The following is a 25,746-nucleotide window of genomic DNA, read 5'->3' as shown; positions in this document are numbered from 1 at the left end:
AACTTACAAAATCTCAAATACCGAAGAGAGCTTCTACGCGTTGGCTGAATTTACTTATTAGCAGTTTCACCAGCCAGCTCCCGCATATATTCGTCGTGATCTGACCAGTAGCGCCTGTTTTCAAGCGTCCAACACATATGAGAAGATAAACCATCTAGATCATCCATCAGCGTCAATCGATTTACCCCATAATGATTCAGCTCAAATAGCAATTGGGACTTATAACCTGAGCTAATCGTATGGATTTCTAGCTTGTCTTTCTCACTAATCCCATCTTTAAGGTCTGTTTCTGGATTAGGATGAGTTGTGAAAAGCCCGCTTTGGCGACCAATTCTAGATGCCACCATGTTAGGTTTGTATTTAGCTATTTTAGTTAAGTTGTTTGGACTATCTTTTTCAGGGGATATTATCCAATGTGGAAACAGGCAAAAAATCGTTGCATCCTTTTTTGGCTCGGAGAGACATGCGAAAAACGCAGCTACAAGCGGATTGTATGACCAATCTAGTAGCCTCGTAGGCAGACCATGATGTTGCGCAATTGCCATCCAATCCCAGTCGTTATCTGGCTTGCTCTGTATATATTCAGAAGCCTTCCTTTTCCAGCTAGCAAAATAATCTAGGTCATCTTTTTCACAGTACGGGCTACGGCCTGATTTTGGCTTTACTTGCCAGCTTGAATCGGCTTGACCACGAAACATCCATCGATTGTCAGACCGATATTTTGAAAAAGCTTCATGAAAATCAGAAAATGAACGGATCTCCATATCTATCCTTAATATCTAGGAGGTATTAGACCACTAGCTCGTTTATTGACTTGAACGAGCACGCGCGTGGAACTTTATTATGCCGGCACGCCAATCGATAGATTTTTCTAGCATATTCCCGTTGACGTGACTATATAACACCAATAAACCCGCTTACTGCCTTTGCCAGCAGGGCGGCTTTGGGCTTCAGCTCGCGAAACTTCTCCATCAACATAATCTAAAATTCGGCATCGGGCCATCAGCGGACGCTCAGCTGGCCTTGTTGCCTGTTCCGCCCATCATGACGCGTCAGCATTACCTACCATCAAAAGCGCCCCGCTCAGGCATCAGGCTGAGCGGGGCGCTGCTTGTCATGCGTCAACTGCAGGTCAGAGACATCAGAACGGATATTGGCGTGGCTCGACCTGCAGGCTGACCCACTGGTCGGTGGTGAATTCCTCAAGCACCCAGTCGCCATTGAAGCGCCCAAGGCCGGAGTTCTTCTCGCCACCGAAGGGTGCGCGCGGGTCATCATTCACCGGCATGTCATTGACGTGCACCATGCCAGCCTCGACCTGGCGCGCGAAGCGCTCGCCGCGTGCGATATCCGCGGTGAAGACGGAAGCCGAGAGGCCATATTCGGTGCCATTGGCAAGCTCCAGCGCATGCGCTTCGTCACGGGCTTTCTGGATGCCTACCAGCGGCCCGAAGATCTCGTTGCGCGCCAGACTCATGTCATTGGTGACCTCGGTGAACACATGCGGCGGCACCAGCTGACCCTGTGTCTCGCCCTCCAGCATCACCTGGGCGCCCTCGCCCTTGGCCGTCTCGATCATCTCGAGCAGACCATCACGCTGCTTGGCATTGATGATCGGCCCGATGACGGTATCGTCCTGTGCGGGATCGCCGACCTTCAGCTCACGGGCACGCGCCACGAAGCGATCGACGAAGGCGTCATGGACCGACGCATCGACGATGATGCGGTTGATGGCCATGCAGATCTGCCCCTGATGGAGGAACTTGCCGACCAGAGCGGCGTCCACCGCCTGCTCGATATCCGCATCATCAAGCACCACGAAGGGACTGTTACCGCCCAGCTCCAGGGCAACATGCTTGAGGTGATCACCACCGACGGCGCGCTTGCCGATCCCCTTGCCTACCTGGGTGGAACCGGTGAAGGAGATCAGCCTCGGCACCTCGTGATCCACGAAGGCATCGCCGATCTCGCTGCCTGAACCGACCACCACGCTCAAGACGCCGGCAGGCAGGCCCGCCTCCTCGAACAATCGGGCCAGCAGCAGGCCACCCGTCAGCGGCGTGTCACTCGCCGGCTTGATGACGACGCTGTTGCCGAGTGCCAATGCCGGTGCCAGGGAACGCTGGGTCAGATGCAGCGGGAAATTCCACGGGCTGATGATACCGATGACACCCAGCGGCTTGCGGAAGACACGGCTCTCCTTGCCCGGCACCTGAGCCTCCATCGCCATCCCGGCCACGCGGTTGGCCATCGCGGCAGATTCCAGCGTAATCGCGCGGGCCGCGGCCAGCTCCGCCTGAGCCTTGATGCGAGTACTGCCGGACTCACGAATCAACCAGCCGAGCAGCTCTTCGCGTCGCTCGTCCATCAGCTCCACCGCCTTGTGCATCACGCCCGCGCGCTCGCTTGCCGGCGTCTGGGCCCAGTCAGGCTGAACATCGCGCGCCTTGCGATAGCTGGCGTCGAGATCCTCGGCGTTGGCCATGGAAATCGAGAGCAGCGAGCTTTGATCGAAGGGGTCCACCACCTCGAGCGTCTTGCCGGCTCGTCCGGCACGCCATTCACCGGCGAGAGGTAGCTGCTCCAGGTTCTGGTAATCGCGAGGCATGAGTCTCTCCGTGCTATGGGGTTACAGGAGACATGGCGATAGTGTGGCAAAACCCAACCACCGCAACTCAGCTATGCCAGAATGGCACCGCCAACTGAGAGCCTCCCCCTACCGAAACCGAATGAGAGTCAAAGGATGAGCCCTGAAGACCTGCAGAAACTGACGACCCGCCAGATGCCCTATGGCAAGTATGCCGGACGCCTGATTGCCGACCTGCCCGGGGATTATCTGGGCTGGTTTGCGCGCAAGGGGTTTCCGCAGGGCGAGATCGGTCGCCTGCTCGCGCTGATGCACGAGATTGATCACAACGGGTTGAATGCGCTGCTGGAGCCGCTGCGGCGGCGCTGAGGGACTAAGACGCTGAGGTCGTGAGATACAGAAGAGCTGCACAAGCCGCAGCGTCGCTGACATACCAGCGAGTGGGAATCACGACAGACGGCCGCTGGCCTCCAGTTGATCGAACATGTCGTGCAGCGTCGTCTCGAGGGGCCGATAGATCAGGCCCAGCTGCTCGCGGCTGCGGGTATTGTCGAAGACGAAGGGATGGCCCACGTTGCGCGCGACGACCTTGCGGGTCACGGCCTTGTTGGCCAGCGGACCCGCCAGCCACACCAGCCATTTGGGTAGCTGGCGAGTGGGAATCGAGTACTGCGAGCCGGCGTGACGGCGCAAGGTCCGCCCCAGTGCAATGAAGCTTGAGGAGTGCCCGGCGACCAGATGACGCCCATTGGCCGTAGGCAGAAATCCTGCCGCCAGATGCGCCTCGGCCACATCCCGCACATCCACCACGCCCATGCCGTAATCCGGCGCGCCTATCCTGAGCGTGCCATCACATAGCTGCGTCATCAGGCTGAAGGATTCGCCGCGCGTGTCATCGCTGATCGCGGGGCCGAGCACCAGCGAGGGGTTGATCACCACCAGCCGCCAGCGCGACTGCTGCTCGGCAATCTGCCAGGCGGCCTGTTCCGCCAGCGTCTTGGAATGGGAATAGGCCTGATGCTCAAGCGACGCCGTGGTATTCCAGACACTCTCGTCGAAACAGCCGCGCGGGGTGTCTTGCGCATCGGCATTGTCGCTGTAGATGGCGGCACAGCTGCTGGTCAGCACCACCCGTTCGACACTGGCCTGACGATTGGCCTCTTCCAGCACATTGCGCGTGCCCTCCACTGCCGGACGCACCAGATCGCGCTCAGGGTCCTGGACACTGACCACGAAGGGCGAGGCAGTATGAAAGACCACCGCACAGCCTGCCATCGCCTGAGCGTAGGAGCCCGGTTTGAGCAGATCGCTGGCAAAGACACGTAGCTCCCCCGGTAAGCGCTCGCCTAGCGCCATGAGCGCCGCCAGACGTTCGCTATTGCCAGGATCGCGCACTGCGGCATGCACCGTCAGGCCTTCTTCCAGCAAGCGACGAATCAGCTGCCCCGCCACATAGCCGGTCGCCCCGGTCACCAGTACCGGGCGCGATCGCTCCAGGCCTGCCAATGAAGCTTGCGTAGACGCATTGAGCGGCATGGACGACTCCCGGAATGCAGTAATTGGCGATCTGACGGCACAGTGTGCGCGGCAATGGCGTCAGGCAGACAGCCTGACGAACCAGGTCCACAGGCCGCCCAGAATCAGCGACTCGGCGGCGAAGCGGAACAGATGGCGCATCTCGATGCCATCCAGCATCAGTCCCATCAGACGGGCCGTCATGATGCCGGCGATACCGGCCACCGCGAGCGTCACCAGCACCGGCAACACACCCAGGCCGATCGGCGGATACATCAGCAGATACCCCACCGCGATGACCCAGCCCCAACGAATGCGCCGCGAGATCGCCGCGCCGGTCTCCTTCGGCACGGTCTGCGGGGTATCGTTCGGGCCCTTGAAGCGGTTGACCAGCTCCGGCACTGCCGCCAGCAGTACCCCTGCTGTCAGCACGAAGCCGCCCAGAATCTGCAATACCATCATCATCGTGCCATCTTCCCTTGTGCGGTAATCAATGGCGCACATGCTACCAATACTGCCGGGCAAATGCCTGACCGGAATGCACGCCCCGGCATCGTCTCGTGCATCTTCCCATTCGCGGCACGCTGATCTATCATCGCATCATCGTCATTTCGACAAGTCTCGACATATGGACAGATCAAATGAGTGACTCCGACAGCCTGCCCGACCCGCAGGCCACGCTGGACACCTTCGCGGCGCTGTCCCAGGCCACGCGTCTGGACACGTTTCGCCTGCTGGTCCGCCATGAGCCACAAGGCCTGCCTGCCGGCGAGATCGCCCGTCGTCTCGAGGTGCCGCACAACACCCTCTCGACCCATCTGGGCGTATTGAGCCGCGCGGGGCTGATCCACTCCCAGCGCGAAGGCCGCTCGCTGATCTACCGCGCCAACCTCGAGCACATGCTCGCCACCGTGCAGTTTCTGGTACGCGACTGCTGCGCCGGCTCCTCGGTGGTCTGCGACCCACTGCTGGCCTCGCTCACCGTGCCCGACTGCAGCGCCTCTTCCACCCCCTGTGCTTCTCAGGAGCCTGGCAACGATGACTGATTCCGCCCGTTCTTCCGGCAAGATCACGATGTATCACAACCCGGCCTGCGGTACGTCACGCAATGTGCTGGCCATGCTCAAGGCCTCCGGCGAGACACCGGAGGTGATCGAGTATCTGGTCACCCCGCCGACGCGCGAGACGCTGGAATCCCTGATTGCCGCCATGGGAGATGGCCCGCGCCCGCTGCTGCGCCGCAAGGGCACGCCCTATGACGAGCTCAATCTGAATGACCCGGCCTTGAGCGATGCAGCGTTGATCGACGCCATGATGGCCCACCCGATCCTGATCAATCGCCCCATCGTGGTCACGCCGCAGGCCACGCGCCTGTGCCGCCCGTCGGAGGCGGTACTGGAGCTGCTGGACAATCCGGTCGCGCAATACACCAAGGAAGACGGCGACGTCGTCCACGCCCCCAGGACCTGAATCATGAACGCACACACTCCCGACACGTCTCACCTGCCCACAGGCGACACCATGACCGACGAGATGAAAGCGGCACTGGCCGACCTGCCCAATATCGATGCCGAGCACTGGCGACCGCTGGAGATCGATCGTCTGGTCGGGCCGGATGCCCCGCGTCACGCGCCGCGCATTCTGGTGCTGTACGGATCGCTGCGTGAGCGCTCCTTCTCGCGCTTCGCCGCCGAGGAAGCGGCGCGCCTGCTGCGTGCCTTCGGTGCCGAGGTGCGCCTTTACTCGCCGGCCGGCCTGCCATTGCCGGATGACTGCGAGGCCGATCATCCCAAGGTGCAGGAGCTGCGCGAGCTGGCCCAGTGGTCCGAGGGCATGCTGTGGGCGAGCCCGGAGCGCCACGGCGCGATGACCTCGATCATGAAGGCGCAGATCGACTGGATTCCCCTGTCACTGGGCGGCGTGCGCCCCACCCAGGGCAAGACGCTGGCCATCCTGCAGGTCAGTGGTGGTAGCCAGAGCTTCAACAGCGTCAACCAGCTGCGCATTCTGGGCCGCTGGATGCGCATGCTGACCATCCCCAACCAGTCATCCGTGCCCAAGGCCTTCAATGAATTCGACGAGCATGGCCGCATGCGCCTGTCGCCGCTATATCTGCGCATCGTCGATGTCTGTGAAGAGCTGATGAAGTTCACCTGGATGAACCGCGACCGCAGCGCCTATCTGACCGAGCGCTACTCGGAGCGTGTCGAGAGCGCCGAAGAGGTCTCCCGTCGCGTCAATCAGAGCACGATCTGACGCAATCCGCGGTCGCACACGCGGCTTCTCACTTACTCTTCACCCTCGACAAGGAGACGTCATGCTTGCCTTGGCAATCTTCGCCATCACGCTGGCACTGGTGATCTGGCAGCCACGCGGGCTGGGCATCGGCACCAGCGCCCTCGGCGGCGCCGTGGTCGCGTTGGCCTGCGGCGTGGTCAATCTGCCGGATGTGCTGGTGGTCTGGGATATCGTCTGGGACGCCACCTTCACCTTCGTGGCGCTGATCATCATCTCGCTGATCCTCGATGAGGCGGGCTTCTTCAGCTGGGCCGCACTGCATGTCGCGCGCTGGGGCGGCGGCAACGGACGCAAGCTGTTTCCGCTCATCGTGCTGCTGGGCGCGGTGATCGCGGCCTTCTTCGCCAATGATGGCGCGGCCCTGCTGCTGACGCCGATCGTGATCGCGATTCTGGTGCGCCTGGAGTTCTCGGCGGCGGCCTCGCTGGCCTTCATCATCGCCACCGGCTTCGTGGCCGACTCCACCAGCCTGCCGCTGGTGATCTCGAATCTGGTCAACATCGTCAGCGCCAACTACTTCGACATCTCCTTCACGCATTACGCCTCCGTGATGGTGCCGGTCGATCTGATCGCGCTGGCCGCCACGTTGATCGTGCTGTGGCTGATGTTCCGCAAGGAGCTGCCCTCGCACTACGCGCTGAAGAAGCTCGAGGCACCGTCGAGCGCCATCAAGGACCGCCAGGTATTCCGCGCAGCCTTCCCGCTGCTGGGGGTGCTGCTGGTGTCCTACTTCGTGACCGCGCCGCTGGGCATTCCGCTCGCCGTCGTCACCGGCAGCGCCGCGCTGATTCTGCTGGCCATCGCCGGGCGCTGGCTGGGCAGCGGTGATGCCGTGATCGAACTCGGCCCGGTGCTGCGCGGTGCGCCGTGGCAGATCGTGCTGTTCTCGGTGGGCATGTATCTGGTGGTCTACGGGCTGGGCAATGCCGGCCTGACCGATCACGCCAGCGACATCCTCGCCTGGCTTGCCAGTCAAGGCGAGCTGGTCGCCACCCTTGGCACCGGCGTGCTGGCCGCCGTCACCGCCTCGGTGATGAACAACATGCCTGCCACGCTGATAGGCGCGCTGGCCATCGACCACCTCACCGCACAGCAGGTCAATGACGCGACGCGTGAGCTGATGGTCTACGCCAACGTGATCGGCAATGATCTGGGGCCCAAGTTCACCCCGATCGGCAGTCTCGCCACACTGCTGTGGCTGCATGTGCTCGATCATAAAGGCCATCACATCAGCTGGGGGCAGTACATGAAGGTCGGCCTGGTGCTGACGCCGCCGGTGCTGATCGCCACCCTGCTCGGCCTGTGGGCCTGGCTGGGCGTGCTCAACGGCTGAGAGGCCCGCCATCTCCTGGCCAAGGGCCATGGCTCAGGTCATATCTCAGGCCATGACACATGCCGTCATGACATGAGCGCTTGCACAAGAAAGCCCCGCCGAATCCCGGCGGGGCTTTTGCGTTGCGTGCGTCATTGCCCGAGATAGAGATGTCCGCCGTCAGGGCTGGCGGCGGCTGACGATGACCCCGCTGTCGGCCGCTTCTCCCTCGGCGGCGATCTCCGCGCGCATCCAGTCGCAGAATTGCTGCACATGTCTGGCGGGCTGCGGGTGATGGAACAGCCAATAGGCACGCTGGGGATTGGCGGCCATCTCGAACAGGCATTCCAGGGTGCCGTCCTCAAGCTCCTTGCGGATCAGGCGTGGCGGACACAGCGCGACCCCCTGCCCCGCGACCACCGCAGCACTCAGCAGACTGAAATCCTGATAGAGATCTCCCTTGTCGAGCTGGGAGGGATACAGCCCGCAATTGTTGAACCAGTCATGCCAGGGCTGGCGCGACTGATCGTGGATCAGCTCCAGCTTCAACAGGTCTGCCGGCTGGGTCGGGCGGCGGTGATGCTCCAGATACAGCGGGCTCGCCACCGGCTGGGTGGCCCCCGAGAACAAGCGGAACGCCTGTGACGCCTTGTCCGGGAGTTCGTCCTGCCAGGTGATCATCACATCGACCTCCGGCAGCAGCCCCCGCGCACTGATGCCGGCATATTGCAGACTGACCGCGATATCGGGGCATTGCTCGCGAAAGCTGTTGAGCCGCGGGATCAGCCAGCGCACCGCCACCGAGGGAAGACAGCTGACGCGCAGCTGACGCCGCTGATGCACGCCTTGTGGGTCGACCTCGAATTCGGCCACCGACTGCTCGATTCTGGCAAAGCCGGCCTGCAGGCCATCGGCCAGTCGGCGCCCGGCGTGTGACAGCACCACGCCGCGTCCGGCCCGCTCCAGCAGACTGACCTCCAGCGTGGCCTCCAGGCGGCGTATCTGGTGACTCACCGCCGACTGGGTGATGTTGAGCTCATCCGCAGCCGCGGTGATGCTCCCCAGGCGTGACACGACCTCGAAGGCATTGAGCGATGACAGACTGGGTCGCATGGGATGTCCTTGATGACTGGTCTGGCCGGGTGCCAGAAACCGGGTGCCAGAAACTGGGTGCCGAGTTCCTGTGCCAATCGCTGTGCTGAGTGCTTGCGAGAGCGCCCTGATAGAAGAAAGGCGTCAACCAGCATATGACGGCAACCCATGATATTGAGTCATAGGTTAAACGAAAAATGGTCAGTTTTCTGCAATCTACCTCATGGCTAAGGTGAAGGTGTCAGTGATATTGCCAGCTCCCCGCTGCTTGTTCCGCGCAAGCCTGCTGCAACACGACACCACTGGTGAACAATAACAAGACGCCTCGGCGTCACCATGAGGTCTCCTAGGATGAACTTACCTGTCCTGCTGTCGTTCGGGCTCTATCTGCTGCTGATGCTGGGCATCGGCATCTACTTCTATCGCATCACCCACAATCTGTCGGATTACATACTCGGGGGACGCGGCTTGCCGCCAAGCGTCGCGGCCTTGAGTGCCGGCGCTTCCGATCTCAGCGGCTGGGCCCTGATGGGCCTGCCCGGCGCCATCTTCAGTGGTGGCCTCTCGCAAGCCTGGATCGCGGTCTGGACCCTGGTCGGCGTCTACCTGAACTGGACCCTGGTCGCCGAGCGACTGCGCGTGTTCACCGAAGCGGCCGGCAATGCGCTGACAGTGCCGGACTATCTGGAAGCGCGTTTCGAAGACCGCTCACGCGTACTGCGTACCCTGTCTTCCGTGGTCATGCTGGTGTTCTTCACCTTCTATGTCTCGGCGGGTCTGGTCGGTGGTGCCGTGCTGTTCGAAGGTCTCTTCGACATCGATTACCGTGTCGCACTGTGGTTGGGCGCGCTGGTCATCGTCGGCTATACCTTCCTCGGTGGCTTCCTCGCCGCCTCATGGACCGACCTCATCCAGGGCCTGATGATGGCCGCCTCGCTGTGTGCCGTGGCTGCCATGACGGCAGTGGCGCTGTTCGGCGATGGCGCAGCTGCCCCGGCAGCGGCGCAGGATGTCGCCCCCATCGGTGGCCTGATGGAAGGCGTGACCTTCCTGGGCATGCTGTCGCTGGCCGGCTGGGCGATCGGCTACTGTGGCCAGCCACACGTCGTGGTGCGCTTCATGGCCGTTCGCAAGCGCGAAGATATCAAGGTGTCGCGGCGTATCGCCCTGCTGTGGTCCGCCATCACCATGGCGGCTGCGGTATCAGTGGGCGTGCTGGGTTACTACTGGTTCGGCGGTGAGCTGGGTGGCGGTCTCACGGACAGCGAACGTGTCTTCATCTCCCTGAGCCAGATCATGCTCAACCCCTGGGTGGCAGGCTTCATTCTGGCCGGCGTCCTGGCCGCGATCATGAGCACCGTCGATTCCCAGCTGCTGGTCTGCTCCAGCGCCATCGCCGAAGACATCTACCGTGGCCTGATTCGCCCCAAGGCGACGCAGAAAGAGCTGGTCTGGCTGAGCCGTGCCAGCGTGATCGGCATCGCACTGCTCGCCACCGTGATGGGCAGCGAGCGTGACAGCAGCATCCTCGGCCTGGTGTCCTACGCCTGGGGTGGCTTCGGCGCCGCCTTCGGTCCCGTCATCCTGCTGTCACTGTTCTGGCGTGGCATGACCCGCAATGGCGCCATCGCCGGCCTGCTGGTCGGTGCCCTTACCGTCGCGATCTGGAAGCCGCTGAGCGGCGGCCCGCTGGAGATATTCGACATGTTCGAGGTCGTACCCGGTTTCCTGTTCGCCCTGATCGCCGTCGTCCTCGTCAGCCGCATGAACGCAGAACCTGCCGCCAGCGCCTGCTTCGACCGTCTGATGAAGCACTGGCGCCGCGAACAGGCATGACCCCGCGCAGGGGGACCAAGAATTTCTCCCTGTGCCCTGCAGATACCGCCACTGCCGGCCATGACACTTGCCGGCAGTGCACGAAAGCCCCGGCCGGGCAGCGAATTCCAGGCAGTCCGGCCTGGTCATCAGATCCAATTTCGATTTACGAGGAGTTCTGTCATGAGGGATGTACCTGCCGCCTATCAAGCCAGCAAGGGTTCGATTCTGGACGTCGATCGCGACTTCTACGACAGCCTCACCGAAGGCAAGGCCGAGCGCACCCTGGTCGCGACCCATACCGTGCCGCTGCGCGATGGCCTGGCGTGGGAAGTGCCGGCGGGCCACGTGCTGCGCATCAAGATCACCGAGGGTTCACAGGTCGGCGATTTCAATATGTGGAACCTGCACAACCCGCGTGAGCGCATGTGGGCGTCTCGCACCCGCCAGCTGCAGCGCGCGCATGTCAGCACCTATGATCGCCTGTGGTCCACACTGCCCTACCTGCGCCCGATGGCGACCATCATCGATGACACCCTCGCCGACTATGGCGTCGATGCAGAAGGCGGTCGCGTGCATGACTTGCTGGGCACGCGCTGCGACCCCTACGTCAATCGCCTGCTGACCGGCGAGGACTTCGATCACCACTGTCACTCCAACCTGGTGCGCGCAGTGGAGCCCTGGGGCCTGACCGAATTCGATATCCACGATGTGCTCAACATCTTCCAGTGCACCGGCCTCAACAATGACGACAAGTACTTCATGAAGGCCTGCCCGGCACGCAAGGGCGATTACCTGGAGTTCTTCGCCGAGACGGACCTGCTGTGCGCGATGTCCTGCTGCCCGGGTGGCGATCTGTCAGTGGACCTGTGGGGCCCTGATGCGCGCGACCCGCTCGAGACCTGCAACCCGCTCGGTGTCGAGATCTATCGACTGGAAGCCGATGTTCTCGCAGGCTGGGAGTCGCCCAAGGTCGCGGCTTACGCCGGCAACCACGGCCGCCAGCACCCCACCACCGATTGGACCGCCATCAAGCGTGAACGCTGCTGCTGATGCGGCTTTTTGACACGCTGATCGCCTTTAGCGGGTACTGATGCAACAAAGCCCCCTGCCGAGACTCTCGACAGGGGGCTTTGCCTTTTGTGCGGACATCGCCGCCTCACCCTTGGCTTGTCTGCTCAAACAAACGGCGATGTTCGGCGTGCAGCGATGTCCAGAGCGGCGCCATGCGGGCAATCAAGCGAGGATCAAACTGCTTGCCGGATTCCTCGCTGAACAATCCGACCAGACGCTTCAGCGACCAGCCCGGCTTGTAGGCGCGCGGCGAGGCCAGGGCATCGAAGACATCCATCATCGCGGCCACCTGACAATGCAGTGGCAAGGCACCCCCGGCGGACCCGGCAGGATAGCCTTGGCCATTCCAGCCCTCGTGGTGGGTGATCGCCACAAGGCTGGCGAGCGCTCTCAGGGGGCCGCGCAGCGTAAACAACAGGCGCCCGCCGTGACTGGCATGATCGCGCATCGTGACACGCTCCTCATCACTGAGCGCACGCGGGGCATTCAGAAGCTCCGTCGAGATGCCGACCTTGCCGATATCATGCAGCAGGGCCGCGCTATGCAGGTCATGCAGTGGCACCTTGCGCTGACCGGACGGCAACAGCCTTGCGTAGAGAAATACCGTCAGCCCCGCCACCCGCCAGGAATGCGCCAGGGTATCGCCATGATGACGATGAAGGAGGCGCGCCAGGGCCAGAACTCCGGGTTCGAGCGTCTTCGCCCCGGGGGGCGGCTTGAAGAGGTAATCCGGCAAGGGGGCATCACCGGCATGCGCGAATCGCATCGCGCGCGGGGCATCTTCCATGGAGCCTCCCTGTTCAATCTGCCTATCAAGGGTCGTGAGTCATCAGGGGGCTCATGATCGATGCGCCAGATAGGGTCGCATCAGCCCGGAATGACGAACGCCTATTTCTCGTTCGTATTTTTAGATTTGTGTTTCACATCCGTCTCGCAAGCTCGGACCTTCATATCCGTTTTTGAAGACCAGCTCTTCCAAGACCCTGCACTTGCTAAAAAGGACTTGATAGAAAGCTCTTGATAGAAAGCACGTGATAAAAGGTACCTGGTGAATATTAGGCGATAATAATGACGTATCTCAATGTTCCTTCATCAAATCTTTACCTTATTCGTATTGCAACAATGATGCATTCCGCGCTCAGAGACGCGCGCATATCATCTCGCGAACCATTCCAGCAGATGCTCGATCAAGCGCACCGTGCGTAGCGGGCGATGGCGCTCACGATGATAGATCAATGACAACGGCACATCCGCCGGCTGCCAGTCACTCAGCAACTCCTGCAGCTCCCCTCGCGCGATGGCTGATTCACAGTAGAGCCTAGGCACGCGAATGATGCCATTGCCGGCGATGGCGCCACTGACCAGTACATGCCCGTTGCGGCATTCAAGCTGGCCACCGACGTCCACCTGCAATTCGCGAGTCTCTGCCCCGCGCGCGGTGAAGGACCAGCGCGAGACCGAGCCGACCAGGCAGCGGTGATCCACCAGCTCGCCGGGCGTGTCTGGCGCGCCATGGCGAGCGAGATAGTCGGGGCTGGCCACCACCACGTAGGGCAATGTCATCAGCGGACGCGCGATAAAGTCGGCATCCTCGAGGGCGCCCATGCGCAGGGCGATATCGAAATCATCACGAATCAGGTTCACGCGATGACTGCTGAAATCCAGCTCCACCTGCACTTGCGGCCATGTCTGCATGAAGGCGTGCACGGCGGGTGCCAGCAGCCGCTCGCCGATCGGCCCGCCGACGCTGTTGATGCGCAGCCTCCCGCGCATGGCATTGCGCTCCTCACGTACCAGCGTGACGATCTGGGTGATGTCGCCCAACGCACTACGACACTGGGCATGCAGCAGATGACCGCTCTCGGTGAGTCGCAACGAGCGTGTCGAGCGCTGCATCAGCGACACGCCCAGTGCCTGTTCAAGCGCAGTCACCTGTTTGGAGACCTGCGACCGCGACACGCCCAACTGCTCGGCGGCGCGGGTGAAGCTGCCATGATCCGCCGTCATGACGAAGGCACGAATATCGGCCAGAGGAAGCGACTCGAGCATGGGGCTCTCCAGAGGTGTGATGTCGAGAGGGAACACAGAGGCAGGCACGCCAAGACACTCAATCGAAGATACTCGACCGCAGACACGCAATCGAAGACAGTCAGTGACAGAGCATCATGCCAGCAGTCTACCAGCCGCATCGACGTCTTCAGCGGCAGCGCAGGCTTCCATCACAAGGCCTTCCCGACAACAGATGGCGCACAGGGATCCTTGCCGATAGATAACGTATACAAAAAGGGGCGCTGATGAGCGCCCCTTTTTATTTCCAGATCACCAGTCTATTTCTAAATCACCAACTTATGACCAGATCACCAGCTTATGACCAGATCACCAGCTTATGACCAGATCACCAGTCTATGATCAGGTCACCAGATCACCCGACTTCCGAAACTGGCTTATATCGTCCGTCTTGCCTGTCTGGATGCCGTGACTGTCTATATGCCGTGGCTATCCTGGCATCTAGCCGCCCCTGGCGAGTCAGCCTGCCAGAGGGAGCCACATTACCAGCCGACGCTGGCTGACAAGGTGATTTCCATCGGGTCACCCACCAGCACGCGGGTATCGCCGCCACTGCCGTAGTAGTAGCCAGTATCGAACAGGTTCTTTGCATTCAACTTGAATTCGGTGTCCGGGCCGAAGAAGTCATGACGCCAGCCGACGAAGGCATCTGCCACGGTGTAGGCATCCATCGAGAAGCTGTTGTCGTCATCGCCTTCACGCTCGCCGACATAGCGCACGCCACCGCCGACACGCCACTCGCCGTAGGACGGATCGATCGCCAGATCATGTGCCAGATAGAGGCTGGCCGCGTTGAGCGCCGCATTCGGCAGACGGTTGCCCTCGGTGCCTTCGGTATCCTCCAGCACTTCGGTATCGGTGTAGGCATAGCTGAACAGCAAGGAAGTGCGATCCGTCAGGGCCCCTTCGAGGCTGAATTCCAGGCCTTGCGAGCCGGCTTCACCGATGGTGCGAGTCACACCATTGTCAGTGACTGCGACGTTTTCCTTGCGGATCTGGTAGAGCGCCACGGAGGTCGCCAGACGCGGATTCCACTGACGCTTGTAGCCGATCTCGTAGCCCTTGCCAAGCTCGGGGTCGAGGCTCTCGCCGCTGTCACTGTCGCTGCCGTTCGGCACGAAGGATTCGCTGTAGCTGATGTAGGCGGAGCTCGCATCGTCGATGCGATAGAGCAGATTCGCGGAGGGCAGGAACAGGTCGTCGCTGTAGTCGGGGTCAGACACGAAGTCCTCGCCCTGCCCGCTCTGCTGATCGAACCAGGTGTAGCGCCCGCCAAGGCCCAGAATCCACTTGTCGGTCAGATACCAGCGGTCACTGACATAGACCCCGATGGCCTGGGTCTCGTCGAGACGATTGCTGCGCGAGGTGTTGATGTCGTCGGAGGACACCTGGGCCAGCTGGCCGTGGTTCACGTCAGTGACGGTGGAGACCGTGACGGAATCGCCGAAATAGCGCTCATCCAGATAGTCGCGAGTGGTCTCGTAGTCCGCCCCGATGACCAGCTGGTGACGCTGGCCCGCGATCTCGACATCGCCCATGGCGTCCAGCGCCGTGTAGTGCTCGCTGCGATCATAGCCCTGGTTCTCTTCGGCGCGCACGGTCACATCGCCGCTGTCGCTGACGTCGGTGACATTGGCGCGTGCATCGCTGTACTGGCGACGCGTCCAGCCGTAGGTCAGCTTCATGTCCCAGTTGTCGGTGACTTCCTGCTTCCACCAGGCATTGACGGACTCGTCATGGCCATAGACGCGGTTCCAGGACTCATCGAAACGCGTGCCACGCGTGACGTTGGCGGCGCTGCCGTTATAGAAGACGGTGCCACGATCGATATCCAGCTCGTAGTCCTGGTACTCGTAGCTGATCTGGGCACTGCTGTGCTCGCCTTCCCAACGCAGTGACGGGGCGATGGTGGTGCGACGATCATTGCCGTACTCACGCCAGGAGTCCTCATCCTCATGGGAGAGGATGAAGCGATAGGCCAGGCCGGTATCCTCGATGGGGCCGGTGGTGTCCAGGGTGGTATTGCCACCACCGAAGGAGCTGACTTCGCCACTGATCTCAGTGTGCGTCTCGTACTGCGGACGCTTGGTGACCATGTTGATCACGCCGCCGGGGTTCTGCTGGCCCTGGAAGAGCGATGACGGTCCCTTGAGCACCTCGACGCGGTCCACGGTCGCCGTGGTGTAGGTACGGCGTGGCTGCCGGATGCCATCGATCAGCATCGAACCATCGCTGTTGCTGCCGAAGCCCCGCTTGACGAAGCCGTCTTCGGTGCCCCCGAGGGTGTTGCCCAACTGAATACCCGCGACCGGCTGCAGCGCCTCTTCCAGATCATCCAGATTGAAATCATGCATGACCTGCTGGGTCACGACATTGATGGTGCGCGCCTGCTCGAGGAAGTCCACCGATTGCTTGTTGGCCAGGCTCGAGGCCTCGGCGCGGTAGCTGCCCGGCACCACTTCGCCTTCACGCTCTCCGGTCACCACGATCACCGAATTCGCGACTGGCGACTCGCTTGAGGTGGTGCCCTCTGCCGCCAGCGAAGTGCCCGGCAATGCCATCAGGCTGAAGATCAGGCAGGAGAAATGTCCCTTGTTCGTGCTTGCAGCGCTATCCCGAGAATGATTTGGCACCTGAAAACCCTTTGTACGCGATGCGACAGCGTCCTGCTGAACCACACCTTTCATCTGCTCGATGAGCAGAAAGTGGCCATGACTGACGCCCCCCGCGCCAGTAAATGAGTCGCGAATGCTAATCTTTATCAAATGCTACCGCAACGAAAAGTGCGTGATTTTTCCGCGGAATGACCTGAGCTTTGCCTTATTTAACGCTCAGCAAACTTCTATTTGCGTAATTGTACTGACATCGAACCGACACACGCGCAATGCGCGACGTCAGAACGTGGGAGCAACGACACAAGGCTTGGGAAACGCTGCATTGACACAGGGAGAATGGGCGCTCTACCCTGCACAGGTAGAACGAACACTCTCCCTCGTTGATTCGACCATGGCACCGACATGATCCAGCACGATATCGCCGCCCGCCTGGAGACGCTCTTCAGCCAGCGCGGCTTCGCAGAACCGAGTGTTGCCGAGCTCAAGGCAGCGTCAGACGTGAGTCTGCGCACCCTCTATCGCCACTTCCCCTCCAAGGAGAGCATGGTGATCGGTGCGCTTCAGCATCGCCACGAGCGCTATATGGCCTTCCTCGAAGAGGGAGTGCCCGAGGATGGCGCTGCGGCGCTCAGTCACCTCTACCAGCGGTTGGGTCACTGGATGGCGTTCGAGGCACCCAACGGCTGCATGTCGGTCAATGCCCTGGCGGCCTTTCCCGATAACCTTCAGGTGCGCGAGGCCGTCGATCGCCACAAGCACGAGATTCTCGAGTGGCTCGGCCAACGCAGCCGCCGCGAGGACCTCGCCACCGAGCTGTTCCTGATCCATGAAGGCGCCTCCTCCGCCTGGCTGGTGCTGGGCGAGAAGGCCATCGAGGCCGCACTTTCCACCACACTGACCCTGTTGGGAGCACCCCACCGATGAGCTCACTTGCCACAAGCAAAGACAGCATGCACGGCGTCTACCTGACCGGCCATGGCGGCCCGGAAATGCTGGAAGTGCGTGACGACATTCCTCGCCCGACACCCGGCCCGCGTGACGTGCTGGTGCGGGTCGGCGCGGCTGGCGTCAACAATACCGACCTCAACACGCGGCTGGCCTGGTACTCCAAGGGCGATGGCGAGGCCGAGGATGCCAGCTGGTCCGGGCAGCCGATCCATTTCCCGCGCATCCAGGGGGCCGATATCTGCGGCGAGATCGTCGCGGTCGGCTCAGACGTCAGCCAGGCGCGCCTCGGCGAGCGTGTGCTGATCGAGCCCTGCCTGAGGGAGCACGACGGCCAGACGCTGGAGTCCGCCTGGTATATCGGCGCCGAATGCGATGGCGGCTTTGCCGAATACACCCGGGTAGCGGCGCGCCATGCCCTGCGCGTCGAGAGCTCACTCAGCGATGTGGAACTCGCCTCCTTCCCCTGCTCCTACTCCACCGCCGAGAACATGCTGACTCGCGCACAGCTTGCCAAGGGCGAGCGCGTGTTGATCACCGGCGCCTCCGGTGGGGTCGGCTCCGCGGCCGTCCAGCTCGCCAAGGCCCGTGGTGCCCATGTGATCGCCGTGACCAGCGCGGCCAAGGCCGATGCCCTGCGCGATCTCGGAGCCGATGACATCGTGCTGCGCGATCAGCCACTCGACGCGGCGCTCAACGGCCAGAGTGTCGAGGTGGTCATCGATCTGGTGGGCGGCCCGCAATGGCCGCAACTGCTGGATATCCTGGGCTACAAGGGGCGCTACGCCGTCGCGGGCGCCATCGGTGGCGAGATGGTGGAACTCGACCTGCGCACGCTGTACCTGAAGGACTTGAGCTTCTTCGGCTGCACGGTGCTGGAACCGGAGGTCTTCCCCAATCTCGTGCGCCATATCGAGCAAGGCAACATCAAGCCGCTGGTCGCTGACACCTTCGCGCTAGCCGAGATAGCCACCGCCCAGGAGGTCTTCCAGCAGAAAGGTCACGTGGGCAAGGTCGTGCTCAAGGTCCGTCAGGACTGAAAGCGCCCTGCCCGCGCGACTGGCCAGAATGCAAAAGGGCTACCCGATGGGTAGCCCTTGTTGTGACTGAACGCTCATTGCTCGGCAGCTATTACTCGACGGGCATTGCTTGACGGTCATTGCTTGACGGTCACTGCCAGACGACCTCTGTCTGACGAACGTATCGCGATAATCAGTCGCTACGCTTGTCTTCGGTGTTGGTCTCGAAGTCGCTCGCCGAGTGGCGCTCGATCAACTGCTCCTGCGGCTCTCCCCAGAAACGATTGACCATGCGACCCCGCTTGACCGCCGGGCGTTCGGCAATCGACTTGGCCCAGCGCTGCACGTGCGTGTAGTCCTGCACGGAAAGGAACTCGGCGGCATCATAGAGCTTGCCTTCGACAAGTGCGCCATACCAGGCATAGATGGCGATATCCGCGATGCTGTATTCGTCACCGGCGATGTAGGCATTGTCGGCCAGCTGACGATCCAGCACGTCCAGTTGACGCTTGGTCTCCATCGCGAAGCGGTTGATCGGGTACTCGAGCTTCTCCGGGGCGTAGGCATAGAAGTGGCCAAAACCACCGCCCAGGTAAGGCGCAGAGCCCATCTGCCAGAACAGCCAGTTCATGACTTCGACACGCTTGGCGGGGTCCTTGGGGATCAAGGCGCCAAACTTCTCGGCCAGATGCAGCAGGATGGAGCCGGATTCGAACACGCGAATCGGCGTCTCGCCGCTTCTGTCCATCAGCGCGGGGATCTTGGAATTGGGATTGATCGCGACGAAATCACTGCCGAACTGATCGCCCTCGCCGATACGGATCGGCCAGGCATCGTATTCGGCGCCGCTATGCCCGAGCGCCAGCAGCTCCTCGAACATGATGGTGGCCTTCACGCCGTTGGGTGTCGCCATGGAGTAGAGCTGGAAGGGATGCTCGCCGACCGGCAGCTCCTTGTCATGCGTCGGGCCCGCGATCGGCCGATTGGTACTGGCGAACTTGCCGCCACTCTCGCTTTCCCATGTCCAGACCTTGGGTGGCTGATAACTGTCGCTCATACCCTTGACTCCTTGGCATCCTGTTGAAGCTTCAAGACTGACGCTTCAAGACTTCGGTGACGTCAGACACGTCGGCGTGGTGCCGCTCTGACTCGGTAGACAAGTTATGAAGGTCAAGCGCTCGTGACACAAGGGGATGAAATGACAAGATTTTGTTGCTAGTATGCCACCAGTTTTTGGGGAGTAGCCCGCTCTCGTCACCCAACGAGAGTCTCGGATGTCAACATGGTCGGCAGGCATTGCCGTGGCACCGAGGACCCACCTATCCGATCATGCCCGTGATCAGTCAGGACGAGGTTCGGCGAGACCAATGACAGTCAGACGCTTCCGGCCGGTGGTGTCTTTCTGTTATTGACTCGCAACCGGCCTGGAACATCCTGACTCATGCCTCTGCTACCGACATTTCTGCTCGCCTTCTCCATGTCCTGCGACGCCTTTGCTGCAGCCCTGTGCAAGGGAGCCGCCATACGTCGTCCCTCTCTGAAAGACGCCCTGCGCATCGGCCTCATCTTCGGGGTCATCGAAGCCATCACGCCCGTGATCGGCTGGCTGATCGGTCGCTCACTGGCCGTCCATGTCGAACAGTGGGACCACTGGATCGCCTTCGCCCTGCTGCTGCTGCTCGGTCTGCACATGATTCATGAGGGGCTTTCCAAGGACGAGGAAGACGAGGACTGCACCACGCCGCAGTCGTTGCCCCGACTGATGTTGACCGGGCTGTCCACCAGTATCGATGCCATGGCCGTGGGTGCCGGGCTTGCCTTTGCGGGCGTGAACATCGTCACCACTGCGCTGGCGATCGGTACCGCCACCTTCGTGATGGCCACCACCGGCGTGATGCTGGGCGGCGTGCTGGGCAAGATGGTCGGCAAGCGCGCGGAAATCATCGGTGGCCTGGTGCTGATCGGCATCGGCACGACCATCCTGCTGGATCACACCGGCTACCTGGGTTGATCCTCTGCTGAAAAGCGCCCCGAACGGCCCCGTGGCGGCCCCTGGCGACGGACGCACCCTCGTGTTGCGCCAAGGGGCCCTTGAAAACCCTGACAATGGCGTCATTCAAGGGGGACACATGGCGTATCCTGTCGCTGGTCATTCAAGGCGCTTGATATCCAGACACGTGATATCCGCCGCCTGATCAGCTGTGACATGAAAGTCAACGCCGTGATCTTCCAAAGGGAGCCAGATTGCATGTATACACGCAAGCTTCATCCAGGCAGTGAATTCCCGGCCATCCAGGTCAAACGCAGCGACGGTGAGGCACTGACCCTCGGCAAGCCCCAGGGCGAGCATGACTGGCAGCTGGTCGTGGTCTATCGCGGCAAGCATTGCCCGATCTGCACCAAGTTTCTCAACAAGCTGGAGAGCTATCGCGAGCGCTTCAGCGCCCAGGGCGTCGATCTGGTCGCCGTGTCTGCCGATGATGAGCAGCAGCTCACGCAGCATCGCGAGTCGCTGGAGGTCAACTTCCCGCTCGCGTATGGGCTGACCCTCGAACAGATGCAATCGCTGGGACTATTCATCTCGACGCCGCGCAGCGCAAAGGAAACCGATCACGACTTCCCGGAGCCTGCCTTCTTCATCGTCAATGGCGAAGGCAAGATCCAGATTCAGGAGATCGCCAACGCGCCCTTCGTGCGCCCTGATCTGGATACCCTCATGGGTGGCATCGAGTTCATCCGCAAGCCGGATAACGACTACCCGATTCGCGGCACCCGCGATTACGACTGAATCCTTCAGGGTTCACGCCGTCACACAGACGCCCCGCAGCCTCGTGCTGCGGGGCGTCTGTGTATCTGGGCCTGTTGCTTGCCACCTGGCCTTCACCTCGCCCGCTTTGCGCTTTTGGTCTCTTTTCATGACGCCGCTGATAGGCGCTGAAAACAGGCCACGAAAAAACCACGAAAAAAATCTGATCCCGTGACATCCAGACGAGAAAGGCCAGCGTTATGAACAGTGCAAGGGAGACAACGACACACCTGCAACCGCTAGCTGAACCTTATCTGTCTACGGAGTCGTCAAGATGAAAACAATCGCCTGTATCTCTGGTATTTTCGCTGCCCTCGCATTGAGCCCGCTGGCTCAAGCCATGGAGGTTCCCGAGAGCGTCACGGTGCCAAAAGGCAATGAAGTCGCCATGGAAACCGTCGGTGTCGGCAAGATCAAATGGGCCTGCGAAGCCAAGGACGATGGCACCATGGGCTGGGTCTTCAAGGGTCCGGATGCCGCTCTGAATGATGCCGATGGCAAGCAGGTCGGCAAATACTATGGTCCGCCCGCCACCTGGGAATCCATGGATGGCTCCAAGATCACCGGCACACAGCTGGCGGTTGAGCCCAACGGCAAGGGCAATATTCCGCTGCAGCTGGTCGAGGCCAATCCGGCCGAAGGTGAAGGGCATATGCAGGGCGTCACCTATGTTCAGCGCCTCAATACCCAGGGCGGTGCCGCACCTGACATGGCCTGTGATGAAGCCCACAAGGACAAGGTCGAAATCGTGATGTACCAGGCCGATTATCTGTTCTACAAGGCCATGTAATCTCAAGCCTTGAATAGAATGGATTCACCACTCGATGTCGTGTGACAAAGCGCATTGACACAGGGAAGGTGCGATCATGAAAAGCCCCGACATGCACAGGCATGTCGGGGCTTTGTCGTCATCAATCCCGGCGGGGAAATGATGATTCATAATGGAGCTCAATCAGCAACGCGCTGGCGATAACAGAAGTGCTAACAGAGAAGATCAGGGAGGCCATCACGAAGACAGTCAGCCCCCCATTTCGGTGCAAAAGCCGTGAGTTTGTTTCCCCGGCCTGTGAACCGATCTCTAATCCAGCGAGCTGCCGTCAGACCAGTGCCAGCATCGTATAAGGCGCTTCACAGGAGTGGCGCTCATCGCGTTCATCCACGCTACCCAGCTCATGATTGCGATCATTGTCATAGACCACGAACAGCCGTTCGCGATCCAGTACCGCAAGCCCTTCCGCCTTGTGCTCGAACTCCAGCACGCGACCATCCTCATGCGTCACCAACGTAGGGGGCTTGCCTGCATGGAAGTCCGAAAGCGACAGCACCCACAGATAGCCCCCGATCACCTCTTCACTGCCCTGCTCGGTCTCGAAGCTGGTCACCAGATAGAGACGTGCGTGATAGGGATCATATTCCAGGCTCGAAAGACCACACTCGTGATTCACGCCCTCATATTCGGCGGGGTCAAAGGCATAGACGTCGTGAAGGTCCTCGATGAACTCGATATTGTCGCTGTCAGTCATGGCATAGCGCGCCCCGATGACGCGACGCACGTACGCGAAGTCATCATGCGAGTTGCCTTGTTCGCGCACCCCGAACAGGATCAGCCCATCACCCTTGTCACTCGGCACGACCGCCAGACCTTCGATCTTGTAGTACGGCTGGCCAATGGCCGCTTCCAGCTTCTGACGGAATTCCAGTGAGCCCTCGACCCCGTCACGCGGGTCCGGGTCGACCACCTGCACCTTGTCCGGCTCGCCCAGCGGCCAGATCAACAGGTGGTTGTAGGCATTCAGGGCATGGCTCTCGCTGTCGATGCGATCAAACCCGGTGGTCGCCAACATGTGACGGCCATCGGTGGTCAACGCGAAGTCTTCATATTTGACCGCCTGACGGATAAGCGGCGTGGTCAGATACTCAAGCTGACTGTCATCGGGCCCTTGCGAATCCAGAGGCAAGGAGAAGACCGCCGAGCGTCCCTCGCCCGGAATCGGCTTGTCACTCGCCATCAACAGACGCTCGCCGTCATAGGCCACGGCGGAAATCTCGGCGTTCACCAGCTTTCCCTCCTCATCCTTCAAGCCGGCCGGAAAACAATGGATCGTGCCCTGTTGCGTGATACGTACCTTCGCCATGCATGGCTCCTTGAAATGAAACGTCATGACAGTGGGACAGGCCATGCGGGATTGAGTTCGTGCTAACCACTTGAAGACCTTGAACCACAATCACCATCAGTGCAGTACATTGCGAATGAAGCGCAGCATCCCGGTGCCCGTGTTGTGGTAGCGGTAGGCCTGATCACTGGGATAGACATGGAAATCCCCGGCGTGAATGACGATTTCCTCGTGTTCCAGCGTGAGGGTCAGCTCGCCTTGCGTGACCACCAGCATCTCGTGCCAACCGGCATCATCGGGCGCGGAGTCATAGTGCTCGCCGGGGGCAAGAGTCCAGTCCCATAACTCGACTTCCTGGGTCGCCGGTTTGCTGGCCAGCAGCACCGCGCGGCTTTCGGGCGCCTGCCCGACCCATGCCACCTCATTGATGCGTGCCGAGTCTTCGCTTTCCGGGGGCTGGACCAGCGCGTAGAAGAGCACCCCAAGCGCCTCGGCGAGCTTGTCGAGCGTGCCGAGGCTGACATTGACGTCGCCCTTCTCGATGTTCACCAGCATGCGGCGACTGATTTCGGCCTGATCCGCGAGTGCCTGCTGGCTCAGCTCGGCGGCCAGACGCAGACGGCGAACATTGGCCGCGACATGGACCAGAACATCGGGTCGATCTTTACTGTTGTGCAATATAGTGCGCATCCGTACAATCCCGCTGACGATGAGGGAAGCCGGCATCTTACTGGCCTCAAGCTCCCTTTCCTTGCTACCTCAATGTCCCTGAATCATGCCGCATGTGTTCTTGACTGACCATGCCCGTCATCCACTGGATCGCTCAAGGAGACTTCAATGTCCGTTGCCGTCGCCGCCTCCTCTTCTCGTCTGTGGCCCGTCGCCATGCTGCTGGTCGCCATGTGCTCGATCCAGAGCGGTGCTTCGCTGGCCACTTCCCTGTTCCCGATGATCGGCGCGGCGGGCGCGACAGCGATTCGTCTGATCATCGCCTCGATTCTGCTGCTGGCCATTCTGCGCCCGTGGCGCAAGCCGGTGACGCGCAAGGCCTGGAAGTCCATCACCATCTACGGCGTGGCGCTGGGCGTGATGAACCTGCTGTTCTACCAGGCCCTCAAGACGGTACCGCTGGGCATCGCCGTGGCACTGGAATTCACCGGCCCGCTGGCCGTGGCGCTGCTGAGCTCGCGCCGCTGGATCGACCTTGGCTGGGTGGCGCTGGCGATCACCGGGCTGGTACTGCTGCTGTTGCTGGGTGAGGACACCGCCGCGCCGATCGACCCCGTCGGTGCCGCCTTCGCCCTCGGCGCTGGCCTCTGCTGGGCGCTGTATATCCTGTTCGGCCAGAAGGCCGGCGCAGGCAATGGCACCCAGAGCGCGGCGCTGGGCATCACGATCGCGGCGGTGGTCGTCGCGCCCGTCGGGCTGATGGAGGCCGGCAGCGCCATGTTTTCGGTCGATATCCTGCCGTTGGCACTGGCCGTCGCGGTGCTCTCGACCGCGCTGCCCTACACCCTCGAGATGGTGGCCTTGCCGCGCCTGCCGACCCACACCTTCGGCACCCTGATGAGCCTGGAACCCGCCATCGGGGCGCTCTCCGGCCTGTTGTTCCTCGGTCAGACGCTGGGCATCTTCCAGTGGCTCGCCATCGGTCTGGTCATCACCGCCTCGGTGGGCACGACGCTGACCGGTCGCAGCAAGGAAGTCTTCGATGGACCGGTGCCGGATTGAGGATGGCGCTGCCGTCTGCAGCTGAGCCGTTCAGATGTTCCGTTCAGCTGAACCGTGCAGACGTACCTCTCAGCTGAACCGTTCCGGTGCACCTTTCAGGAAGAACGGGACGGTGAATCAAGACGCAGCGTGGGATATCGTGTCTTCCTCTATCACGCTTTTCGAGACAGGAGACCGCCAGATGACATCACCACGTTCCGCGTCTTCCTCACCCTCCGCTGCGCGCTCCACCGCCCAAATGGTGGTGTGGTTCGGGCTGAGCTTCCTCACTGCCGCCATCGGCGCGCTGGCCTCGGTTGACGCCAAGACTTTCTATGCAAGCCTCACCCAACCGGCCTGGGCCCCGCCGGCGGGTGCCTTCGGGCCGGTGTGGACGGCGCTGTTCGTGATGATGGCGCTCGCCGCCTGGCGTGTCGCGCGCGATGGCTTGCATGCCAGCAATGGCTTCCGTTGGCGCCATCATCTGGCGCTTGGGCTGTTCGTGGTGCAGCTGGTCGTCAACGGCCTGTGGAGCTGGCTGTTCTTCGCCTGGCATCTCGGTCAGGCGGCATTCATCGACGTGCTGGTGCTGTGGGCGCTGATCGCCGTCACCCTGGTCGCCTTCTGGCGTATCAGTCGCCTGGCCGGGCTGTTGATGCTGCCCTATCTGGCGTGGGTGACGCTGGCCAGTGCGCTGACCTGGTCCGTCTGGCAAGCCAATCCGGCCCTGCTGGGCGGGTAAACCGGCAACGATCGACCTGACGGCAGATGAGCGGC

General features: G+C 61.3%; 25 protein-coding genes. 14 read left to right on the top strand and 11 right to left on the bottom strand.

Translation table 11 applies throughout. From position 1 onward, the window contains the following. Positions 1-50: 50 nt before the first annotated feature. Together QD356_RS04935 and QD356_RS04930 are read right to left on the bottom strand one after the other, a co-directional pair. Complete coding sequence (locus QD356_RS04935; RefSeq protein ID WP_192838187.1) at positions 51-764, bottom strand: FRG domain-containing protein; 714 nt, start codon at positions 762-764, stop codon at positions 51-53. Positions 765-1,141: 377 nt separating this feature from the next. After that, a complete protein-coding gene (locus tag QD356_RS04930) occupies positions 1,142-2,608 on the bottom strand; it encodes an aldehyde dehydrogenase family protein (protein WP_192838186.1) in 1,467 nt (488 codons plus the stop codon). 135 nt (positions 2,609-2,743) lie between these two features. Here QD356_RS04930 and QD356_RS04925 point away from each other — a divergent pair, with 135 nt between their 5' ends. Further along, positions 2,744-2,956 (top strand): DUF3820 family protein, encoded by a 213-nt coding sequence (locus QD356_RS04925; RefSeq protein WP_052384432.1) that lies wholly within the window; start codon positions 2,744-2,746, stop codon positions 2,954-2,956. A 78-nt stretch (positions 2,957-3,034) separates the two neighbouring features. Here QD356_RS04925 and QD356_RS04920 read toward each other — a convergent pair whose 3' ends face one another. Both QD356_RS04920 and QD356_RS04915 read right to left on the bottom strand, forming a co-directional pair. Next, a complete protein-coding gene (locus QD356_RS04920) occupies positions 3,035-4,123 on the bottom strand; it encodes an NAD-dependent epimerase/dehydratase family protein (protein WP_192838185.1) in 1,089 nt (362 codons plus the stop codon). A gap of 60 nt (positions 4,124-4,183) precedes the next feature. Further along, positions 4,184-4,567, bottom strand: coding sequence for a hypothetical protein (locus QD356_RS04915; protein ID WP_192838184.1), 384 nt, complete (start codon positions 4,565-4,567; stop codon positions 4,184-4,186). Positions 4,568-4,743: 176 nt separating this feature from the next. Between QD356_RS04915 and QD356_RS04910 the strand changes: the two genes are divergently transcribed. From QD356_RS04910 to QD356_RS04895, 4 genes are all read left to right on the top strand, one after another. After that, positions 4,744-5,148, top strand: a complete 405-nt coding sequence (locus QD356_RS04910) for a helix-turn-helix transcriptional regulator (protein ID WP_192838183.1) — start codon at positions 4,744-4,746, stop codon at positions 5,146-5,148. After that, entirely contained in the window at positions 5,141-5,572 is a 432-nt protein-coding gene (gene arsC, locus QD356_RS04905) for an arsenate reductase (glutaredoxin) (RefSeq protein WP_192838182.1), read from the top strand. Before QD356_RS04910 ends, arsC begins: the two co-directional genes overlap by 8 nt. Before the next feature lie 51 nt (positions 5,573-5,623). Then, positions 5,624-6,358 (top strand): arsenical resistance protein ArsH, encoded by a 735-nt coding sequence (gene arsH, locus QD356_RS04900; protein ID WP_153636846.1) that lies wholly within the window; start codon positions 5,624-5,626, stop codon positions 6,356-6,358. Between the two features lie 61 nt (positions 6,359-6,419). Beyond that, positions 6,420-7,733, top strand: a complete 1,314-nt coding sequence (locus QD356_RS04895; RefSeq protein WP_192838181.1) for an arsenic transporter — start codon at positions 6,420-6,422, stop codon at positions 7,731-7,733. 159 nt (positions 7,734-7,892) lie between these two features. Here the strand turns inward: QD356_RS04895 and QD356_RS04890 are convergent, their stop codons facing one another. Continuing rightward, entirely contained in the window at positions 7,893-8,825 is a 933-nt protein-coding gene (locus tag QD356_RS04890) for a LysR substrate-binding domain-containing protein (RefSeq protein WP_192838180.1), read from the bottom strand. A gap of 330 nt (positions 8,826-9,155) precedes the next feature. On the opposite strand from QD356_RS04890, the gene putP reads away from it, so the two are divergent. Both putP and QD356_RS04880 read left to right on the top strand, forming a co-directional pair. Next, the gene (putP, locus tag QD356_RS04885; protein WP_192838179.1) at positions 9,156-10,640 is read left to right on the top strand and encodes a sodium/proline symporter PutP; all 1,485 of its coding nucleotides are present in this window, start codon (positions 9,156-9,158) and stop codon (positions 10,638-10,640) included. 162 nt (positions 10,641-10,802) lie between these two features. Continuing rightward, the gene (locus tag QD356_RS04880; protein WP_192838178.1) at positions 10,803-11,672 is read left to right on the top strand and encodes a DUF1989 domain-containing protein; all 870 of its coding nucleotides are present in this window, start codon (positions 10,803-10,805) and stop codon (positions 11,670-11,672) included. Positions 11,673-11,778: 106 nt separating this feature from the next. Here the strand turns inward: QD356_RS04880 and QD356_RS04875 are convergent, their stop codons facing one another. The 3 genes from QD356_RS04875 to QD356_RS04865 all read right to left on the bottom strand — a co-directional run bounded on the left by QD356_RS04875 (position 11,779) and on the right by QD356_RS04865 (position 16,393). Further along, positions 11,779-12,480, bottom strand: coding sequence for an HD domain-containing phosphohydrolase (locus QD356_RS04875; protein ID WP_192838177.1), 702 nt, complete (start codon positions 12,478-12,480; stop codon positions 11,779-11,781). Positions 12,481-12,848: 368 nt separating this feature from the next. Next, complete coding sequence (locus tag QD356_RS04870; protein WP_192838176.1) at positions 12,849-13,742, bottom strand: LysR family transcriptional regulator; 894 nt, start codon at positions 13,740-13,742, stop codon at positions 12,849-12,851. Positions 13,743-14,242: 500 nt separating this feature from the next. After that, positions 14,243-16,393 carry a TonB-dependent siderophore receptor gene (locus QD356_RS04865; protein ID WP_279876941.1) on the bottom strand — a complete coding sequence of 717 codons (2,151 nt, stop codon included), beginning with the start codon at positions 16,391-16,393 and terminating at the stop codon, positions 14,243-14,245. A gap of 384 nt (positions 16,394-16,777) precedes the next feature. On the opposite strand from QD356_RS04865, the gene QD356_RS04860 reads away from it, so the two are divergent. After that, positions 16,778-17,299, top strand: a complete 522-nt coding sequence (locus QD356_RS04860) for a TetR/AcrR family transcriptional regulator (RefSeq protein WP_192838175.1) — start codon at positions 16,778-16,780, stop codon at positions 17,297-17,299. A gap of 26 nt (positions 17,300-17,325) precedes the next feature. Further along, the gene (locus tag QD356_RS04855) at positions 17,326-18,360 is read left to right on the top strand and encodes an alcohol dehydrogenase family protein (RefSeq protein ID WP_225996422.1); all 1,035 of its coding nucleotides are present in this window, start codon (positions 17,326-17,328) and stop codon (positions 18,358-18,360) included. 172 nt (positions 18,361-18,532) lie between these two features. Here the strand turns inward: QD356_RS04855 and yghU are convergent, their stop codons facing one another. Further along, positions 18,533-19,396 (bottom strand): glutathione-dependent disulfide-bond oxidoreductase, encoded by an 864-nt coding sequence (gene yghU / locus QD356_RS04850; RefSeq protein WP_153635652.1) that lies wholly within the window; start codon positions 19,394-19,396, stop codon positions 18,533-18,535. Between the two features lie 384 nt (positions 19,397-19,780). Between yghU and QD356_RS04845 the strand changes: the two genes are divergently transcribed. The 3 genes from QD356_RS04845 to QD356_RS04835 all read left to right on the top strand — a co-directional run bounded on the left by QD356_RS04845 (position 19,781) and on the right by QD356_RS04835 (position 21,935). After that, entirely contained in the window at positions 19,781-20,350 is a 570-nt protein-coding gene (locus QD356_RS04845; protein WP_192838173.1) for a manganese efflux pump MntP family protein, read from the top strand. Positions 20,351-20,587: 237 nt separating this feature from the next. After that, positions 20,588-21,127, top strand: a complete 540-nt coding sequence (locus tag QD356_RS04840) for a redoxin domain-containing protein (RefSeq protein ID WP_192838172.1) — start codon at positions 20,588-20,590, stop codon at positions 21,125-21,127. A gap of 292 nt (positions 21,128-21,419) precedes the next feature. Beyond that, a complete protein-coding gene (locus QD356_RS04835) occupies positions 21,420-21,935 on the top strand; it encodes a DUF3455 domain-containing protein (RefSeq protein WP_054556016.1) in 516 nt (171 codons plus the stop codon). Between the two features lie 307 nt (positions 21,936-22,242). Here the strand turns inward: QD356_RS04835 and QD356_RS04830 are convergent, their stop codons facing one another. Further along, positions 22,243-23,280 carry a hypothetical protein gene (locus tag QD356_RS04830; RefSeq protein ID WP_192838171.1) on the bottom strand — a complete coding sequence of 346 codons (1,038 nt, stop codon included), beginning with the start codon at positions 23,278-23,280 and terminating at the stop codon, positions 22,243-22,245. 96 nt (positions 23,281-23,376) lie between these two features. Beyond that, positions 23,377-23,949 (bottom strand): XRE family transcriptional regulator, encoded by a 573-nt coding sequence (locus QD356_RS04825; protein ID WP_192838170.1) that lies wholly within the window; start codon positions 23,947-23,949, stop codon positions 23,377-23,379. Positions 23,950-24,096: 147 nt separating this feature from the next. Between QD356_RS04825 and rhtA the strand changes: the two genes are divergently transcribed. Together rhtA and QD356_RS04815 are read left to right on the top strand one after the other, a co-directional pair. Continuing rightward, the gene (rhtA, locus tag QD356_RS04820) at positions 24,097-24,990 is read left to right on the top strand and encodes a threonine/homoserine exporter RhtA (protein ID WP_192838169.1); all 894 of its coding nucleotides are present in this window, start codon (positions 24,097-24,099) and stop codon (positions 24,988-24,990) included. A gap of 181 nt (positions 24,991-25,171) precedes the next feature. Then, positions 25,172-25,711 carry a TspO/MBR family protein gene (locus QD356_RS04815; protein ID WP_225996421.1) on the top strand — a complete coding sequence of 180 codons (540 nt, stop codon included), beginning with the start codon at positions 25,172-25,174 and terminating at the stop codon, positions 25,709-25,711. Positions 25,712-25,746: the final 35 nt, after the last annotated feature.

The organism is Cobetia sp. 2AS (assembly GCF_029846355.1).
Lineage (GTDB): Bacteria > Pseudomonadota > Gammaproteobacteria > Pseudomonadales > Halomonadaceae > Cobetia > Cobetia amphilecti.
This window is presented reverse-complemented; position numbering and strand designations above follow the sequence as displayed.

Bases quoted from the DNA above. Each gene is read 5' to 3' on its own strand.
- QD356_RS04935 (WP_192838187.1), bottom strand. From the start codon at position 764: ATGGAGATCCGTTCATTTTCTGATTTTCATGAAGCTTTTTCAAAATAT.
- QD356_RS04930 (WP_192838186.1), bottom strand. From the start codon at position 2,608: ATGCCTCGCGATTACCAGAACCTGGAGCAGCTACCTCTCGCCGGTGAA.
- QD356_RS04925 (WP_052384432.1), top strand. From the start codon at position 2,744: ATGAGCCCTGAAGACCTGCAGAAACTGACGACCCGCCAGATGCCCTAT.
- QD356_RS04920 (WP_192838185.1), bottom strand. From the start codon at position 4,123: ATGCCGCTCAATGCGTCTACGCAAGCTTCATTGGCAGGCCTGGAGCGA.
- QD356_RS04915 (WP_192838184.1), bottom strand. From the start codon at position 4,567: ATGATGATGGTATTGCAGATTCTGGGCGGCTTCGTGCTGACAGCAGGG.
- QD356_RS04910 (WP_192838183.1), top strand. From the start codon at position 4,744: ATGAGTGACTCCGACAGCCTGCCCGACCCGCAGGCCACGCTGGACACC.
- arsC (WP_192838182.1), top strand. From the start codon at position 5,141: ATGACTGATTCCGCCCGTTCTTCCGGCAAGATCACGATGTATCACAAC.
- arsH (WP_153636846.1), top strand. From the start codon at position 5,624: ATGACCGACGAGATGAAAGCGGCACTGGCCGACCTGCCCAATATCGAT.
- QD356_RS04895 (WP_192838181.1), top strand. From the start codon at position 6,420: ATGCTTGCCTTGGCAATCTTCGCCATCACGCTGGCACTGGTGATCTGG.
- QD356_RS04890 (WP_192838180.1), bottom strand. From the start codon at position 8,825: ATGCGACCCAGTCTGTCATCGCTCAATGCCTTCGAGGTCGTGTCACGC.
- putP (WP_192838179.1), top strand. From the start codon at position 9,156: ATGAACTTACCTGTCCTGCTGTCGTTCGGGCTCTATCTGCTGCTGATG.
- QD356_RS04880 (WP_192838178.1), top strand. From the start codon at position 10,803: ATGAGGGATGTACCTGCCGCCTATCAAGCCAGCAAGGGTTCGATTCTG.
- QD356_RS04875 (WP_192838177.1), bottom strand. From the start codon at position 12,480: ATGGAAGATGCCCCGCGCGCGATGCGATTCGCGCATGCCGGTGATGCC.
- QD356_RS04870 (WP_192838176.1), bottom strand. From the start codon at position 13,742: ATGCTCGAGTCGCTTCCTCTGGCCGATATTCGTGCCTTCGTCATGACG.
- QD356_RS04860 (WP_192838175.1), top strand. From the start codon at position 16,778: ATGATCCAGCACGATATCGCCGCCCGCCTGGAGACGCTCTTCAGCCAG.
- QD356_RS04855 (WP_225996422.1), top strand. From the start codon at position 17,326: ATGCACGGCGTCTACCTGACCGGCCATGGCGGCCCGGAAATGCTGGAA.
- yghU (WP_153635652.1), bottom strand. From the start codon at position 19,396: ATGAGCGACAGTTATCAGCCACCCAAGGTCTGGACATGGGAAAGCGAG.
- QD356_RS04845 (WP_192838173.1), top strand. From the start codon at position 19,781: ATGCCTCTGCTACCGACATTTCTGCTCGCCTTCTCCATGTCCTGCGAC.
- QD356_RS04840 (WP_192838172.1), top strand. From the start codon at position 20,588: ATGTATACACGCAAGCTTCATCCAGGCAGTGAATTCCCGGCCATCCAG.
- QD356_RS04835 (WP_054556016.1), top strand. From the start codon at position 21,420: ATGAAAACAATCGCCTGTATCTCTGGTATTTTCGCTGCCCTCGCATTG.
- QD356_RS04830 (WP_192838171.1), bottom strand. From the start codon at position 23,280: ATGGCGAAGGTACGTATCACGCAACAGGGCACGATCCATTGTTTTCCG.
- QD356_RS04825 (WP_192838170.1), bottom strand. From the start codon at position 23,949: ATGCGCACTATATTGCACAACAGTAAAGATCGACCCGATGTTCTGGTC.
- rhtA (WP_192838169.1), top strand. From the start codon at position 24,097: ATGTCCGTTGCCGTCGCCGCCTCCTCTTCTCGTCTGTGGCCCGTCGCC.
- QD356_RS04815 (WP_225996421.1), top strand. From the start codon at position 25,172: ATGACATCACCACGTTCCGCGTCTTCCTCACCCTCCGCTGCGCGCTCC.